Raw genomic sequence first — 15,758 nt, 5'->3', positions numbered from 1 at the left:
ATCGCTCAGTGGTGGGCGCCGTGGTCCGCCTCGTCCGGGGTCGGGCCGGTCATCTCCTGCACGGGGACGTCCAGTGCGATCTCGGTTCCGCTGGCGAAGCCCAGGGTGACAGCCACGGAGTCACCGACGGCGAGGGGTTCGGGGATGTCGTTGACCATGACGTGGTAGCCGCCGTCGACGAAGGTGGTGGTGCCACCCGCGGGGACGGGGATCTCGTCGAGGGTCGTCATGACGGCCGCGCCCGACTCCGTGGTCTCGGTGGTGCACAGCTCGGCCTCGGGCGACGCGTCGGTGCGCACCTCGACCACGGCGTCGGCGGCGGAGGCGTCGGTGTTGGTGATCGCGAGGTAGACCACGCCCACCTCGGGGTTGGCCGGTTCGGGGATCCAGGCGTCCTCGACGATGATCGCGTCGGCCTCGGCGCCGCCCCGTGCAGGGTCCTCCACGGCGGCCTCCTGGACGGGGGCGTCGGACGAACAGCCCGTGGCAAGCAGGGCCAGGGCCAGCAGTGTCGCGGTAGCGGTGTGTGTCTTCATGTTCGTGTCCTGTGGGTCGGTCGGCCCGGTCACCAGAGGGTGTGGGCCGGATGGGGATCGAGCGCGGGGGGCACCGCGAAGACGGCGCTCCCCTCATGGCGGACGAAGGTGTTGAGGGCGTCGCCGCCCCGGTCGAGCTCCCGCTGCACGGCGGTGAATCCGGCGCGGGGGTCGGCCTGCCAGGCGGTGAACAGCAGCCCGGCCTCGCGGTGGCCGTCCTTCCAGCCGAGGTCGTAGTTGAACCCGCGCCGCAGCATGCGGGCGCCGAGGGTGCGTTCCGGGCTGGCCAGGCGGATGTGGGCGTCGTCGGGGACCACGGGCCCTCCGTCGGCGTCCCTGGCCGCGAGGTCGGGGAGGTCGTCCTCACGGTCCCCGCCCAACGGCGCGCCGTCCGACAGACGGCGGCCGATCACCCGTTCCCGGTCCTCGGGCGCCAGGTCGAACCAGTCGTCCAGCAGCATGCGGATGCGCCGCACCACCACGTAGGTGCCGCCGTCCATCCAGGCCGTGCCGGGCTCGGGGTGCGCGGCCAGGACCTGCGGGCCGAACCGCGCCTCCGCGGGTGCGGGGTTGACCGTGCCGTCGACCTGTCCCATGAGGTTGCGTGGGGTGGCCGAGGCGTCCTCGGCCGTGGCGGCGGCGCGCTGGAACCCGGGCAGGGACCAGCGCACGCTGGCCTGTTCCCGGACCAGGCCGAGCAGGTGCTCCACGGCGGCGCTGACCACGAGGGGGTCCTCGGCGCCCACGTGGAGCATCAGGTCGCCCCCGCACAGCGCGGGGTCGAGCCGGTCCGCGGCGAAGTCCGGCAGGTCCTCCAGGGGCGCGGGGCGACGGTCGCCCAGCCCGGCCCGGTCCAGGAGGGCGCCGCCCAGGCCGAGGGTGATCCCCAGGGAGGCCGGGCGCAGTCCCTCGGTGGGCGCACCGGGCGCGAGCGCGGCCAGTCCGCTCTCGTGGAGTTCCCGGGCCCGCTCGCCCCAGACGGCCAGGACCTCGCGGGCCCGGGCGGAGACCTCCGCCGGTTCGTCCGCCCGCAGGTCCACCGCGACCACGTGGACGTGGGCCGGGGTGGGTGTGAGCAGCGCGGGCGGACGCCCCTCCTCGGGGCCGCTCCGGGACAGCGTCAGGTCCCGGGCGGGGTCCTCCCCTCCGGGCACGCGCGCCGCCCCCGCGCCCAGCAGTCCCCCGGTGGTCAGGCCCACCGCCCCGGCGGCTCCCACCCCCGCGAACAGGCCGCGCCGGGAGACCCCGGTCCCGGAGCTCACAGCAGTTCCGACCGCAGCACCGGCAGGAGCGGGGCGATGTCGTCGGCGCCCACGCCCTCGTCGAACATGCCAGCGGCCTCACCGTCGGGGGTGAGCACCAGGATGCGGCCGCCGTGCGAGACCAGGTACTCGCCCTCGGTGACCTCGGGCGCCTCGATCGGGACGCCGTAGTCCAGGGCGGCCTGGACGGTGTCGTCCACGTCCCCGCGCACACCCTGGAAGTCCGGGTCGAACCGGTCCAGCCAGGAGCGCAGCTGTTCGTCGGTGTCCCGCTCGGGGTCGCTGCTCACCATCACCACGTCGAACCCGTCCGCGTCCTCTCCGGCCTGGTCCAGGGCGAGGTTGATCTCGGCCATGGTCATGGGGCACACGTCCGGACAGCTCGTGTAGCCGAAGAACAGCAGGGTGAGCCGGTCGTCGGCCACGTCGGTGAACCCCCAGGGCTCTCCGTCGACGGTGGCGAGCTCGATCTCCGAGGCGGCCATGGGCTGGTCGGAGAGGTCGAGGTAGTGCTCGGCCTCGGCCAGGTCGGGCCCCCCGCAGGCGGTGACGGCCAGCAGCGCGGCGGCGGCGACAGCCAGGGAGCGGATCGGATGTCTCATCGGGTGCTTCCTCACGGGACGGTGTTTCCAGGGGTGACTCGGGGGGTGCGCGGGCGGGGCGTTCACGCCGCCTCCCGCACCAGGCGGGCGAGGTCGCGGCGGCACCGGGCCACACGCGAGCGGACCGTGCCGATCGGGACACCGGTCAGCGCGGCGGCCTCGGCGTAGGGCACGCGGTGGACCTGGGTGAGGACGAAGGCGGTGCGCCGGTCCTCGGGCAGGTCCTCCAGAAGGGAGGTCAGGGCCAGGTACTCGTCGAACCGCCCCGGCTCCGCCGCACCGGGGCCGAGCGCGCGCTCCCAGTCCTCGACCGGTTCCGTACGCGGTGAGCGCGCACGGCTGCGGTAGCGGTCGGCGACGGTGTGGCGGGCCACGGACAGCAGCCAGGCCCGTACCGGGGACCGTCCCGCGTACCCGGGCAGGCCGCGCATGGCGCGGTGGAAGGTCTCCTGGGTGAGGTCCTCGACCCACGAGGGTTCGACCCGGCGGGCGATGTAGCGGGCCACGTCGGCTCGGGTCAGGGTGAACAGGGCGTCCATCGCCCCGGGGACGCCGGCCCCGGCGCGCTGGGCCAGTCGGGCCAGGTCGGACTGTGTGTGGGCCGCACCGGACCCATCACTCCATGTCATGCGGATCGTGCTTTCTGTCACCGCCCGCGCGGCCACCCCGCCACCTGCGGGCGGTGGGGGACCACGGGGTGTCCTGGGCAGGCGGTGCCGACGGGGCGGCACCACGGGGACACGGGAGGGCGGCCTGACGACGCGGGGGATGCCCCGGTGCGGAGAGGACTCCGGTCAGGCGGCCGGGACGGGCGGTGGGCCGCGCAGCACACGCGAGTGGCGCAGATAGGGCGGCCGCGTGCGGGAGTGCTGGTCGGTGGCGGCGAACCGGGCGGAGACCGCGGCCCGGGCCGTCGGGACGGCGCCGACCACCAGCAGGAGGGGGATCAGCGAGAGCGCCATGAACCGCAGGAAGGCGAACAGGGCGTTCTCACCGAGGTGCAACCACCACGCGCTGACCAGCGCCATCGCCACGTGCATCGAGATCATCGCCCACGCGGGCACCGGGTCCTGGGCCAGCACCGCGCCGGTGTGGTCCGTGTGAGGGGCGCCCTGGGCGTAGGAGAAGGTCACGTGCAGGGCGAGCTGGCCCCACAGCATCCACGCGGTGAGCATCCCGGGGCCGTACCTGCGGCCCGCCAGCGCCCACGCGACGGCGAAGACCACGGCGACGCCCAGCAGGAGGCCGACCAGGGGGACGTCGTGCCCGGAGCTCACGGAGTGGCCGATCGCGGACAGGCTCGCGCACACCAGGGTGAACACCCCGGCGCGCAGCGGTCGGCACTGTTCGCTCTCGGTCATGGTGTTCACATCGTCGCACCCCCCGCCGCGTGTCCGCCACGGGGGTATCGCGGGGACCCGCCGCCGCGCTCCGTTATGCTCGCTTACGTCCCCGGTGTGAGAACAGAGGTCGCCCGTGTCCGTCTCCCCGCTCGCCCTGCTGCACGAGTGGAACGCCCGTACCGACGGTGCTCCGCTACGCGAGTTCCTGCTGGTGGGGACGGTGATGGATCTCTCCGCCCTGGAGGACGGCCTGGTCCCCGTCGCCCAGGGCCTGGGCGCGGCCGTCACCGTGCTCGGCACCGCGTCCGAGGAGGCCTCCGTGGGGCGCCCGGACCGCACGTACGCGCTGATCGACCGCTCCGTCCCGGACCTGGCCCTGCTGCTGGGTGACGAACACGTCGTGGCCGCCTTCGGCTCCGGTTCCCCCACCGCCGAGGACCGGGTCTGGACGGTGGTGCGCGGCGGCCCCGACGGGGTCCCGTGGGCGCTCGCGGAACTGGGCGCGTGGCTCTCCTCCTGCGCGACCGGGATCACGCTGCCCGCGTCCCTGGCCGAGCGGCTGTCCTCCCTGGCCGACCGGTTGGAGGACCTCCTGCTGACCAACCCGACGGAGTCGGCCGCCCGAGTGGTGCACAACCTGGACGCGCCGCTCCTCGCCCACCTGCCCGAGGGACCGGTCAGCGAACTCACCCTGCACGCTCCCCTGCGCGGGTACGACGCTCCGGCGCTGGCCGCCCTCACCCGGCGGCTGTCCCCCGCCCACGTGCGCCTGGGCGTCCCCGGATCGTGGCCGGAACAGGACCGCGAGGACGCCGCCCGAGCCCTGGCCGAGGCGGGGGTGGAGGCCTCCGTACACCCCGTCGCGGCGGGGTTCCCCGAGCACGGCGGTCTCGTCGAGTGGCAGCGGGGCGACCAGCGTTCCGCCCTGACCTGCGGCGCGAACCTTGCGGCGCTCACCGGCGCCGCCGCCACCGGGGCGGGCCTGGAACTGGGCCTGATCCTCCCGGCCACCCCCTCCCCCGAACCGGCCGAGGCGGCCCCTCCCGAGGACGACGACCGCCTCGCCCGGGTGGCCGCCGAGCTGGAGGCCTCGGGGTGGAGTCTGGAGTACGACTCCGGCACACACCGGGTCCGTGGCGCGTTCACCAACCCCGTCCCGGTCGCCGCGCAGGTGGTCGAACTGCTGGAGGGGCACGCGGATCCCGTCATCGTGCACGCCGAGGGCCCCAAGGGCTGGGCGCTGATCGTGTGGAAGCGGCCCACACTCCTGCTGGCCTCCGCTCCCCGGGGCAGCGCCTGGCGGCTGTACCGGGTGGACCCGCCCGCCACCCCGGCCTCCCGGCTGGGCGGCGGTGAGGGCCTGTCCCGCGTCGGCCTGTCACGGACCAGCGCCCCGCTGCACAGGGTTCCGCACCGGGACGTGATCGCCTTCCTGGAGTCCCTGGGCACGGACCACATCTCCCTGCTGGAGTCCGTCGGCCACCTCACCAGGCCGCTCTGACCGACCGTCCGGCCCGGGTCCGTTCCGCTGGGAAGGGATTTGGGGTCATCCGAGAAGGAACCTCCGGAATCGTCGCCCCGATGGGCCGCATCCCCACTGTGGCGTCGGTCCTGGCCCACCGGTCGCCCCGTTCGACGCCGTGACGGTGCTCGAAGCTGGTGGGAACGGGCGCTAGGCTCTGGGCTCATGCGGATTCTCGTGTTGGGCGGTACCTCGTTCGTCGGCCGGGCGATCGTCGACGACGCGCTGCGGCGCGGACACGAGGTCACGCTCTTCAACCGGGGGCGGACCGCGCGGGGCCTCTTCCCCCGGGCCGGGCTCCTGGTGGGGGACCGCGAGGAGGGCGACCACTCCGCCCTGGCCGAGGGCTCCTGGGACACGGTCGTCGACGTCAGCGGGTTCGTGCCCAGGCACGTGCGGCAGTCCCATGAGGCGCTGGGCGACCGCGTGGGCCGGTACCTGTTCGTGTCCAGCAACGCCGTCTACGCTCCCGGCTCCGGCCCCGGAGCGGACGAGTCGGCGCCCCTCCACACTCCCGAGTGGGACACCGAGGAGGTCGGCCGGGACACCTACGGTCCGCTCAAGGTCGCCTGCGAGCGGGAACTGCACTCCCGGTACGGCGAGCGCGCCACCGTGGTGCGGCCCGGGATGCTCGCCGGACCGCACGACAACGTCAACCAGTTCACGTACTGGGTGCGCCGGGCCGCGCGCGGCGGCAAGGTCGTCCTGCCCGCGGACCCCGGGCAGCCGGTGCAGCTCCTCGACGTGCGGGACCTGGCCCGACTCGTCGTGCTGTTGGCTGAGGACGACCGCGGGGGCGTGTTCAACGCCATGGGACCGGCCGAACCGCTCACCCTGATGGAGATGCTGCGCACCTGCGCCCGCGCGGCCGGGAGCGAGGTCGAACCGGTCCTGGTGCCGCCGGAGACGATCAAGGCCCGCTTCCCGCTGGTACGGCCCGACCCGGTGTGGGAACAGACCTTCCAGCGTGACTTCGGCCGGGCGCGGGAGGCCGGGCTGCCCTCGACCCCGCTGGCCACCACCGCCGCCGACGTGCTGGCCTGGGACCGTGAACGGGGCGAGCCGCCGCTGGGAGTGGGCCCCTCGGAGGAGGTCGAACGCATCCTGCTCTCCTACGTGCAGGGCGCCTGACCGGAGTCAGCGCCTACCCCCGACGCGCCTCGCGGTCGCGGTGGCCGGTTGTGGCCACCGGCCGGAGGCTCCGGAGCCGGGTCCGGAGCCGGGACAGTCCCGCGCGCACCGCGCCGAGCGGGCCGCGCGACGGCGCGGACACGGGCTCGGAGTCGCCCACGGGGCCGCGAGCAGCGCGGTCGACCTCCGCCACGCGCTCGCGCAGTCGGTCCCTGACCTGCTCGGGGGTGTAGGCGCGGCGCTCCCGTTCGGCCCGCGCGATCGCCACTCCGGTGGCCGCCACACCCACGAAGGCGGCCACTCCCAAGGCCTTCCACCACTTCATGCTCATAGGCTAGTGCCTGTGGCAGAGACGAGCATGGACCTGGACACGGCGGTCGATCTGACCAGAACCGGTGACGTGTGGGTGTTCCGGGGCACGAGCGTGCCGGACCGGGCCATCCAGCTCACCACCAACAGCCCGGTCAACCACGTCGGCATGGCCGTCGTGGTGGACGACCTGCCCCCGTTGATGTGGCACGCGGAGCTGGGCAGGTCCCTGGTGGACATGTGGACCGGCACCCACCAGCGCGGCGTCCAGTTGCACGACCTGCGTGACGCCGTCCTGGTGTGGGGGCACCGCTACGGACAGCGGGCCTGGCTGCGCCAGCTGGACCCGCTGGCCGACCGCGCGATGGAGGACGCCGCGCTGCGGATGGTCGCCCGGCTCGACGGCACCCCCTTCCCCTCGACCGCCCAACTGGCCGGGCGGTGGGCGCTGGGCCGGATGCCGTTCCGGGGCAGGGCGCGCGAACGCCGGTTGGAGACCGCCTACTGCGCGGAGGTCATGGCGCTGACCTACGTGGAGATGGGGCTGCTGGCCCCGGGCAGGCGGCCCGGCTACTACGATCCGGGGCGGTTCTGGAGCGGGGACTCCCTGGAGCTGGAGGGCGGCTTCGCCCTGGGCGACGAGATCCGGGTGGACCTGCCGGAATAGTCGTCCGACCCGTGTATCCGACCGGTGGGATGGGCACGCACCTGGTCAGGTCGCATCCGCATCGGAGGACACATGACGGAGCACTCTCTTGACGGCGCGGAGGTCGCCGAGTCGGACCTGGTGGTGCGCAGGGGCACGTTCCGCTGTGTGGCCTTCCGGGACCCGGTCGACGGCCAGGAGCACATGGCCCTGGTCCTGGGCGCGCTGGGTGACGGCGAGGAGGTCCTGGTCCGGGTGCACTCCGAGTGCGTCACCGGGGACGTGTTCGGCGCGCTGCGCTGCGAGTGCGGCGACCAGCTCGACGCCGCCCTGGACACGATCCTGACCGAGGGCCGCGGCGTACTGGTGTACCTGCGCGGCCACGAGGGGCGCGGGATCGGGCTCGTGAACAAGGTCCGCACCCAGGTGCTCCAGGACGAGCGCGGGCTGGACACCGTGGACTCCGCGACGCACCTGGGCCTGCCGGTGGACGTGCGCGACTACGGCCCTGCGGCGCGGGTACTGCGGTACCGGGGCGTGCGTTCGGTGCGGCTGCTCTCCAACAACCCGGACAAGGTGCTGGCGCTGGAGGGCTACGGGGTCAAGGTGGCCGCCCGGGTTCCGCTGCTGGTGCCCCCGCACGAGAACAACTCCCGCTACCTGGTCGCCAAACGGGACCGCCTGGGCCACGACCTGCCGCACCTGAACGGCGACCCGGGGCTGGCGGGTGGCTGACCCGGCCTCCTGGCTCGGTATCCGGGGCTGGGTCGCCGCGCCGCTGTACGCCGTGCTGGTGACGCTGGCGCTGGTGGTGGCGATCCGCCGCTACGAGCGGTGGCCGCTGGGCCCGGCCGATCTGGTGACCCTGGTGCGCGTCGTTCTGATCGGCGTGGTGACGGCGCTGGTCGCCGAGGGCGGCCCCGCCGGGCCGTTGGTGGCGGTGGCGGCCGTGGCCCTGGTCCTGGACTGGGTGGACGGGCTGGTGGCCCGCGGTACGCGCACGGAGTCGGACTTCGGCGCCCGGTTCGACATGGAGGCCGACGCGTTCCTGATCCTGGCCCTGAGTGTGTATGTCTCCGGGGTGCTGGGACCCTGGGTCCTGGCGATCGGCGCGATGCGGTACCTCTTCTGGGTCGCCGCCCGCGCGGCACCGTGGCTCAGGGGCCCGTTGCCGCCGAGCGTGGCGCGCAAGGCCGTGGCCGCCGCCCAGGGGATCGTGTTGACGGTGGCCGCCTCTGGGGTCCTCCCCCGGCCGGTGGGTGACGTGGTGGTGGGACTGGCGCTGGTCGCCCTGCTGTGGTCGTTCGGACGTGACGTGGTGGGACTGTGGCGGGCGCGTGCCCTCGGGCCCGGTCCCGTGGAGAGGAAGAGGTGAGGGATGGCGAGGACGGCTCGGGCGTTCTGGGTGCGCTCCCCCGGCGTGGGTGAGGTCCGGGAGGTGGAGATGCCCGAACCAGGCCCCGGTGAGGTGGTGGTGCGCGCCCTGAACTCGGGGATCAGCCGGGGCACGGAGACCCTGGTGTTCGGCGGCGGGGTGCCGCCCAACCAGTACGGGGTGATGCGCGCCCCCTTCCAGGAGGGCGACTTCCCCGGCCCGCTGAAGTACGGGTACCTGAACGTGGGCGTGGTCGAGGAGGGCCCCGGGGAGCTGGTGGGGCGGACGGTGTTCAGCCTGTTCCCGCACCAGACCCGGTTCGTGGTGCCCGCCTCGGCGGTGTCGGTGGTCCCCGAGGGCGTTCCTGCCTCCCGCGCGGTCCTGGCCGGCACGGTGGAGACCGCGATCAACGCCTTGTGGGACGCCGCCCCGATGGTGGGCGACCGGGTGACGGTGGTGGGCGCGGGCATGGTGGGCTGCTGCGTGGCGCGCCTGCTGTCCCAGATACCGGGGGCGCGGGTCCAGCTGGTGGACGTGGATCCCGGGCGCGCCGCGATCGCCGACCGCCTCGGGGTGGACTTCGCCCCTCCCGAGCGGGCCGAGGGCGACCGCGACCTGGTCTTCCACACCAGCGCCACCGAGGCGGGGCTGGTCTCCTCGCTGCGGCTGCTGCACGTGGAGGGCGAGGTCGTGGAGCTCAGCTGGTACGGGGACCGGCGGGTGATCCTGCCGCTGGGCGAGGACTTCCACTCCCACCGGCTGACGGTGCGTGCCAGCCAGGTCGGCATGATCTCCCCGGCCCGCCGTTCGCGCTACGACCACGCCGAGCGCCTCGCACTGGCGCTGCGCCTGCTGGAGGACCCCGCCTTCGACGCCCTGCTCACCGGGGAGAGCCCGTTCGAGGAGCTGCCCTCGGTACTGCCGAGGCTGGCCGGCGGCGAGCTGTCGGCCCTGTGCCATCGCGTCGTGTACGAGACCTGACCGCACCGACCGCACCCGACACCCTGGGAGTCCGCATGTTCAGTGTCACCGTCCGGGACCACCTGATGGTCGCGCACAGCTTCCGGGGGGAGGTCTTCGGCCCCGCCCAGGCCCTGCACGGGGCGACGTTCGTGGTGGACGCCACCCTGCGCCGACCGGAGCTGGACCCCGACGGCATCGTGGTGGACATCGGCGCGGCCACCCGGGAGCTGGGCGCGGTGGTGGCCGAACTCAACTACCGCAACCTGGACGAGGTCCCCGAGTTCGCGGGGGTGAACACCTCCACCGAGTTCCTGGCCCGGGTGGTCGCGGACCGGCTGGCCGGGCGGGTCGCGGCCGGGGCCCTGGGACCGCACGCCGACGGTCTGGCCTCGATCGCGGTGACCCTGCACGAGTCCCACGTGGCCTGGGCCTCCTACGAACGCGAGCTGTGACCGGGGCCGTGCGGACGCCGACGCTGTTCGTCGTTCCGGAGGCGTCGGTGCCCAGCGGCGGGCACACCTACGACCGGCGGATCGCGGACGCGCTGGGCGGGCTGGGAGCGCCGGACACACCGAGCGGTCCCGCCGGGCCGCTGCGGCCGGTGCGGACGGTGGCGGTTCCCGGCTCGTGGCCGCGTCCGGGGCGGGTCGGGACCGAGGCGCTCTCCTCGGTGCTGGCCGGTGCGCCCGACGGCGCCTCCGTGCTGGTGGACGGGCTGGTGGCCTGCGGAGTCCCCGAGGTGGTCGTGCCGCACGCGCGGCGGCTCCGGCTCCACGTGCTGGTGCACCTGCCGCTGGCCGACGAGTCGGGGCTGTCGGAAGCGGAGGCCCGGGACCTGGACGACCGTGAACGGACCGTGCTGCGGTGCGGGGTGTCGGTGGTGGCGACCAGCGCGTGGGCGGCGCGGCGGCTGGCCGGGCACCACGGTCTGACGGAGGCGGGCGTACCCGTGGCCGCGGTGCGGCCGGGGGTGGACGCGGCGCCGCTGGCGCGCGGGAGCGGCTTCGAGGAGGAGGTGGGCCGGGTGCCCCGGCTGGTGTGCGTGGCCTCCCTGACCCCGCGCAAGGGCCACGACCTGCTGCTGGGCGCCCTCCGTGGCCTGGTCGGGCTGCCCTGGGAGTGCGTGTGCGCGGGTCCGGGCACCCCTCCCCCGCTCGCGGACGCGTTGGCGAGCCGGGTGCGGTTCACCGGACCGCTGGTCGGCGCGAAGCTGGAGGGTGTGTACGACTCCGCCGACCTGGTGGTGCTGGCCTCCCGCGCGGAGACGTACGGGATGGTCGTGACCGAGGCCCTGGCCCGGGGGGTTCCCGTGGTGGCGTCCGAGGTGGGCGGGGTCCCCGAGGCGTTGGGCCGGGCCTCCGACGGGCGCGTGCCCGGGTTGCTGGTGCCCCCCGGTGACGCGGCGGCGCTGGAGCGGGCGCTGCGGGACTGGCTGACCGACCCGGGACTGCGGGAGACGCTGCGCGGGGCGGCGCGGCGGCGCCGCGAGGAGCTGGACGGATGGTCCGGGGCGGCCCGCGAGATGGCGCGCGCGCTCGGCATCTGAGCGCTCCGTGAACGGCCCGGTCGCATGTGACGGGGTTCTCCGAGGCGCGCATGTCCCGGCACCGGGGCCGGTGGTATCGTGCATAGGGTGCAAAAATTCTTAGTATGCATTTTTGCCGCCTCAGCAGACCTCCTCCACCTGCGCGCCTTCACCCGTTTCTCTCTTCACCAGAGGCCAGCCTTGAGTACTCCTCAGTCCCAGGGCACCGCACGTACACCGATCATGCGCACCCTGAGCGGGCTGCTGATCGTCCTCGGCGTGACGATGCTCAGCGGCACGATCGTCTCGGTCGCCCTGCCCCAGATCCTCGGATCCCTCCAAGGAACCCAGTCCCAGTACACCTGGGTGGTGACCGCGACGCTGCTGGCGTCCACGGCCTCCACCCCCGTCTGGGGCAAGCTCGCCGACCTCTTCCCGAAGAAGCGGCTGCTCCAGATCTCGATCGTGCTGTTCATCGTGGCCTCGCTGCTCAGCGGGTTCGCCCAGAACACCGAACAGCTCATCGCCTTCCGCGCCCTCCAGGGACTCGGCATGGGCGCCTCCCAGGTCCTGGTCCAGGCCACCATCGCCGCCCTGGTCAGCCCCAAGGAACGCGGCCGCTTCAACGGGATCATCGGCGCCATCATGGCCGTGGCCACCGTCGGCGGCCCGCTGATCGGCGGGGCGCTCACGGACGCCTCCTGGCTGGGCTGGCGCTGGTGCTTCTTCATTGGCGTGCCGTTCATGCTGGTCGCGCTGGTGGTGCTCACCCGCACGCTGCACCTCGTCGAGGAGCACCGCACCGACGTACGCGTGGACTACGTCGGCGCCACGCTCATCGCCGCCGGTGTCAGCACCATCCTGCTGTGGGTGACCTTCGTCGGCGGCAGCTTCGCGTGGATCTCCTGGCAGACCGGCGCCATGGTCACCGGAGGCCTCGCGCTGCTGGCCGTGGCCGTGTGGGTGGAGAACCGGGTCGCCGAGCCGGTCATCCCGCTGCACCTGGTGCTTCGCCGCGAACCCCTGATCGCGATCGTCGCCAGCGTCGCGGTCGGCATGGCGATGTTCGGCGGGGCGGTCTTCCTCGGCCAGTACTTCCAGCTGGCCCGGGGCTACTCACCGACCGCCGCCGGTCTGCTCACCACCCCGCTGATGCTCGGCATGATGCTCTCCTCCACCGTGTCCGGGTGGCTGGTCTCCCGCTCCGGCCGGGTCAAGGCCTACGTCGTCACCGGTCTGGTGTTCCTCTCCCTCGGATTCCTGCTGCTGTCCACCATCGACGCGACCACCTCCCTGTACGTGGTGTCCCTGGGCATGCTGGGGGTCGGTGTGGGCGTGGGCATGTCCATGCAGAACCTCGTGCTGGTCGTGCAGAACTCGGTCCCGCTGCGCGAGCTCGGGGCGGCCAGCGGAGCGATCACGTTCTTCCGGTCGCTCGGCGGCACCATCGGCGTGTCCGTGCTCGGGGCGATCCTCGCCAACCGGGTGAGCACGAACGTCACCGACGGCCTGGCGGCCTCGGGTGTGGAGGTCCCCGCGGGGGGCGCCGACGGCACCACCCTGGACCTGGCGGGTATGCCGCCGTTCCTCCGCGAGATCGTCGAGGGAGCCTACGGCTCCTCCACCGGCGACATCTTCCTGGTCGCCACCGGTATCGCCGTGGTCGGCCTGGTCGTGGCGCTCTTCCTCCCCCGGGTCCAGCTGCGGGACACCGTGGACATGAAGCGGCCCGACGAGGAGGCGCGGCCCGGGCCCGAGGAACCGGCGGCGCTGTCCTCCTGAACCGCGAAGCCCTGGGGCACAGGGCTTCGCGGCTTGCGCCCGGGCGGATCGGGGAAGGAGACTGCGGGGGTGGTTCCCCCGAGCCCCCCGAGACCCACAGGAACGCGAGGCCCCATGCCGGACACCCCGATCGACAGCACCGTCGCCCACACCGCGCGCGTGTGGAACTACTGGTTGGGCGGGAAGGACAACTACCCCGTCGACCGCGAGGTCGGTGACCGCGTCCGGGCCCTGTTCCCCGCGGTCGCGGAGGCGGCGCAGGGAGACCGGCTCTTCCTGCGCCGCGCCGTCGGCCACCTGGTCGAGGAGGAGGGCCTCACCCAGTTCCTCGACATCGGCACCGGGCTGCCCACCGCCGACAACACCCACGAGGTGGCCCAGGCGCTCGACCCCTCGGCCCGGGTGGTCTACGTGGACAACGACCCCCTCGTCCTGGCCCACGCCCGCGCGCTCCTCGTGGGCACCGACGCGGGCAGGACCCAGTACGTGGACCAGGACCTGCGCGATGTGGAGAAGGTCCTGGAGGCGGCCGGACGGACACTGGACCTGGAGCGGCCCGTCGGGCTCACCCTGATGGGCACCATGGGCCACTTCGAGACCGAGGAGGCGGTCCGTCTCGTGCGCGCCTACGTCGACCGTCTGGCCCCCGGCAGCTTCTTCGCGGTGTGCGACGGCGTGCTGGCCCACATGGAGGTCGAGGACACCGAACGCGCCGCCGAGGGCATGCGCGTCTGGGAGCGGCACGTCGCCCAGAAGTACCACATGCGCACCGTGGAGGAGTTCCACAGCTTCTTCGACGGTTACGAGCTCGTGGAGCCGGGCGTGGTCCCGGTGTTCCACTGGCGCCCCGGACCCACCGAGGTGGGCACCGTCCGCCCCGTCCCCCAGTACGCGGGTCTGGCCCGGAAGGTCTGACCGGTCCGGGTCCGACCGGGGGCACCCGGGAGACAGATCCGGGCAAAGGCTTCCTGGAACGGACCTCCCGGACGCGCCTGAGCTGGCACTCTGGGAGGAGGCTGCCGTCCGCTGGCGGTCGCACTCCACCGGGAGGGGTCCCGTTGAGCTCTGTGTCCGAGAACCCGCCGCCCGCCTTCGATCCGGGCTGGTTGGCCCTGCGGGAGGGTGCCGACTCCGAGGCCCGTGCCACGGCGACGCTCCCACCGCTCCGGGCCTTCCTCCGTGGGCGCGGCGGCGGATCCCGCGAGCGCCCGGTCCGGATCGCCGACCTCGGATGCGGGTCCGGTTCCCAGGGTCGCTGGCTGGCGCCCCGGCTGGCCGGGGTCCAGCGCTGGACGCTCTACGACGTGGATCCCGGCCTGCTGTCGATGGCCGGGGCGTACCTGCCCGCCGCCTCGGAGGACGGCTCACCGGTGAGTGCTCGGATGTGTCTGCGGGACGTGGGTACGATCACCGCGCGGGACCTGTCCGGGGTCGACCTGGTCACCGGGTCCGCTCTGCTCGACCTGCTCACGCGGACGGAGCTGGAGCGCATCGTCCGGGCGGTGGCCGGTGCGGGCTGCGCGGCCCTGTTCACGCTGTCGGTCGTGGGCCGGGTGGAGCTCTTCCCGGGTGACCGGGACGACCCGGCGCTGACGGAGGCGTTCAACGCCCACCAGCGCCGGGGCGGGCGTCGCGGGCCGGAGGCCGCCGACGAGGCCGAGGGGGCGTTCGGTGCGCTGGGGTACCGGACCCTGTCCCACCCGAGTCCCTGGCGGCTGGGTCCGGAGCGCGTTCCGCTCGTCCGCTCCTGGCTGCGGGGATGGGCGGAGGCCGCCTTCGAGGAGGACCCGGGGGCGGCGGTCGGCGGGTACCTGGAACGACGGCTCGGCCAGTGTGAGCGGGGGGAGTTGGGCGTGCTGGTACACCACACCGACCTGCTGGCGCTGCCCGGCGAGCCGCCGCCACCCGGTGAGGGCGTGCCGCTCCCATGAACGGCACCGAAGGACGGTGGACCAGGATCGCGCGCCCGCTGGTCGGGGTCGCGATCCTGGCCGGGGTGGTGTGGTGGTTCCCGTTGGGGGCCTTCACCGCCGCGTTCGGAGCGGTCGACCCGGCGACGGTGACGACGGCACTGGGGATCGGTCTGGTCACGACCCTGCTGTGCGCGGGCCGATGGGTCCTGGTGGCGCGCGGGGTGGGGCTGCGTCTGCCCTGGGTGCGCGCGGTGGCCGACTACTACCGGGCCCTGTTCCTGAACGCCGTGCTGCCCGCCGGAGTGCTGGGGGACGTGCACCGGGCGGTCAGCCACGGCCGCTACGCCGGTGACGTGGCCCGGGGTGTGCGCGCCGTGCTGCTGGAGCGCATGGCCGGGCAGGTGGTGCTCGCCGCGACCTGCGCGGTGCTGCTGTTCACCCTGCCCGCCGCGCTCCTGGGTCCGGGGCTGCTGGCGGTGGCCGCCTCCCTGGCCGTGTTCGCGCTGCTGGCGCTGGTGGTGGCGCTCGGCTGGGTGCTCGGGCGCCGACGGGGTTCGGCCTGGTGGCGGGCCTTGTCCGCGACGGTCGCGGACACCCGGGCCGGTCTGTTCACGGTGACGACCGGCCCGGGCGTGGTGCTGCTGTCGGCGGCCGCGCTGGCCGGGCACCTCACGCTGTTCCTGGTCGCGGCGCGGGCGGTCGGGGTCGCCGTGCCCGCACCGGCCCTGCTCCCGCTGCTGGTGCTGGCCCTGGTGGCCATGAGTGTCCCGGCCAACCTCGGCGGCTGGGGTCCGCGTGAGGCGGTGACGGCCCTGGCCTTCGGGGCGGCCGGGCTGGGGGCTGACCTGG

General features: G+C 73.9%; 17 protein-coding genes and 1 pseudogene. 12 read left to right on the top strand and 6 right to left on the bottom strand.

Features of this window, described 5'->3' with window-relative positions; genetic code table 11:
- Nucleotides 1-5: 5 nt before the first annotated feature.
- The 5 genes from AC0VYL_RS12700 to AC0VYL_RS12680 all read right to left on the bottom strand — a co-directional run bounded on the left by AC0VYL_RS12700 (nucleotide 6) and on the right by AC0VYL_RS12680 (nucleotide 3,761).
- A complete protein-coding gene (locus AC0VYL_RS12700; RefSeq protein WP_475483259.1) occupies nucleotides 6-536 on the bottom strand; it encodes a copper chaperone PCu(A)C in 531 nt (176 codons plus the stop codon).
- Between the two features lie 29 nt (nucleotides 537-565).
- Complete coding sequence (locus AC0VYL_RS12695) at nucleotides 566-1,798, bottom strand: Dyp-type peroxidase (protein WP_475483258.1); 1,233 nt, start codon at nucleotides 1,796-1,798, stop codon at nucleotides 566-568.
- Nucleotides 1,795-2,400 carry an SCO family protein gene (locus tag AC0VYL_RS12690; protein ID WP_475452599.1) on the bottom strand — a complete coding sequence of 202 codons (606 nt, stop codon included), beginning with the start codon at nucleotides 2,398-2,400 and terminating at the stop codon, nucleotides 1,795-1,797. The genes AC0VYL_RS12695 and AC0VYL_RS12690 overlap by 4 nt, the downstream gene beginning before the upstream one ends.
- 62 nt (nucleotides 2,401-2,462) lie before the next feature.
- Nucleotides 2,463-3,029, bottom strand: a complete 567-nt coding sequence (locus AC0VYL_RS12685) for an RNA polymerase sigma factor (RefSeq protein WP_475483257.1) — start codon at nucleotides 3,027-3,029, stop codon at nucleotides 2,463-2,465.
- Between the two features lie 165 nt (nucleotides 3,030-3,194).
- Complete coding sequence (locus AC0VYL_RS12680; RefSeq protein WP_475452595.1) at nucleotides 3,195-3,761, bottom strand: hypothetical protein; 567 nt, start codon at nucleotides 3,759-3,761, stop codon at nucleotides 3,195-3,197.
- A gap of 115 nt (nucleotides 3,762-3,876) precedes the next feature.
- On the opposite strand from AC0VYL_RS12680, the gene AC0VYL_RS12675 reads away from it, so the two are divergent.
- Together AC0VYL_RS12675 and AC0VYL_RS12670 are read left to right on the top strand one after the other, a co-directional pair.
- Nucleotides 3,877-5,244 (top strand): hypothetical protein, encoded by a 1,368-nt coding sequence (locus AC0VYL_RS12675; protein ID WP_475483256.1) that lies wholly within the window; start codon nucleotides 3,877-3,879, stop codon nucleotides 5,242-5,244.
- Between the two features lie 186 nt (nucleotides 5,245-5,430).
- Nucleotides 5,431-6,396, top strand: coding sequence for an SDR family oxidoreductase (locus AC0VYL_RS12670; RefSeq protein WP_475483255.1), 966 nt, complete (start codon nucleotides 5,431-5,433; stop codon nucleotides 6,394-6,396).
- A gap of 13 nt (nucleotides 6,397-6,409) precedes the next feature.
- On the opposite strand, the gene AC0VYL_RS12665 is transcribed toward AC0VYL_RS12670, so the two are convergent.
- A complete protein-coding gene (locus AC0VYL_RS12665) occupies nucleotides 6,410-6,697 on the bottom strand; it encodes a hypothetical protein (RefSeq protein ID WP_475483506.1) in 288 nt (95 codons plus the stop codon).
- Between the two features lie 57 nt (nucleotides 6,698-6,754).
- On the opposite strand from AC0VYL_RS12665, the gene AC0VYL_RS12660 reads away from it, so the two are divergent.
- The 10 genes and pseudogenes from AC0VYL_RS12660 to AC0VYL_RS12615 all read left to right on the top strand — a co-directional run.
- Nucleotides 6,755-7,372 (top strand): hypothetical protein, encoded by a 618-nt coding sequence (locus AC0VYL_RS12660; protein ID WP_475483505.1) that lies wholly within the window; start codon nucleotides 6,755-6,757, stop codon nucleotides 7,370-7,372.
- 72 nt (nucleotides 7,373-7,444) lie between these two features.
- Nucleotides 7,445-8,086 (top strand): GTP cyclohydrolase II, encoded by a 642-nt coding sequence (locus AC0VYL_RS12655; RefSeq protein ID WP_475483254.1) that lies wholly within the window; start codon nucleotides 7,445-7,447, stop codon nucleotides 8,084-8,086.
- Nucleotides 8,079-8,726, top strand: a complete 648-nt coding sequence (locus tag AC0VYL_RS12650) for a CDP-alcohol phosphatidyltransferase family protein (RefSeq protein WP_475483253.1) — start codon at nucleotides 8,079-8,081, stop codon at nucleotides 8,724-8,726. Before AC0VYL_RS12655 ends, AC0VYL_RS12650 begins: the two co-directional genes overlap by 8 nt.
- A 3-nt stretch (nucleotides 8,727-8,729) precedes the next feature.
- Nucleotides 8,730-9,707, top strand: a complete 978-nt coding sequence (locus AC0VYL_RS12645) for a zinc-dependent alcohol dehydrogenase (RefSeq protein WP_475483252.1) — start codon at nucleotides 8,730-8,732, stop codon at nucleotides 9,705-9,707.
- A gap of 35 nt (nucleotides 9,708-9,742) precedes the next feature.
- The gene (locus AC0VYL_RS12640) at nucleotides 9,743-10,141 is read left to right on the top strand and encodes a 6-pyruvoyl trahydropterin synthase family protein (RefSeq protein WP_475452583.1); all 399 of its coding nucleotides are present in this window, start codon (nucleotides 9,743-9,745) and stop codon (nucleotides 10,139-10,141) included.
- Nucleotides 10,138-11,235, top strand: a complete 1,098-nt coding sequence (locus tag AC0VYL_RS12635; protein ID WP_475483251.1) for a glycosyltransferase family 4 protein — start codon at nucleotides 10,138-10,140, stop codon at nucleotides 11,233-11,235. Before AC0VYL_RS12640 ends, AC0VYL_RS12635 begins: the two co-directional genes overlap by 4 nt.
- A 222-nt stretch (nucleotides 11,236-11,457) precedes the next feature.
- On the top strand, nucleotides 11,458-12,996 hold the full coding sequence (locus AC0VYL_RS12630) for an MFS transporter (protein WP_475483504.1): 1,539 nt from the start codon (nucleotides 11,458-11,460) through the stop codon (nucleotides 12,994-12,996).
- A gap of 114 nt (nucleotides 12,997-13,110) precedes the next feature.
- A complete protein-coding gene (locus AC0VYL_RS12625) occupies nucleotides 13,111-13,911 on the top strand; it encodes an SAM-dependent methyltransferase (protein ID WP_475483250.1) in 801 nt (266 codons plus the stop codon).
- 152 nt (nucleotides 13,912-14,063) lie between these two features.
- Entirely contained in the window at nucleotides 14,064-14,927 is an 864-nt protein-coding gene (locus AC0VYL_RS12620; RefSeq protein WP_475483503.1) for a class I SAM-dependent methyltransferase, read from the top strand.
- Nucleotides 14,924-15,751, top strand: a pseudogene (locus AC0VYL_RS12615) (lysylphosphatidylglycerol synthase domain-containing protein); the annotation flags it as partial. The gene AC0VYL_RS12620 and the pseudogene AC0VYL_RS12615, both read left to right, overlap by 4 nt.
- Nucleotides 15,752-15,758: the final 7 nt, after the last annotated feature.

This window comes from Nocardiopsis sp. iso_238, assembly GCF_056173325.1.
The sequence above is the reverse complement of the archived record's forward strand: the minus strand, read 5'-3'. Positions and strand labels throughout refer to the sequence as shown.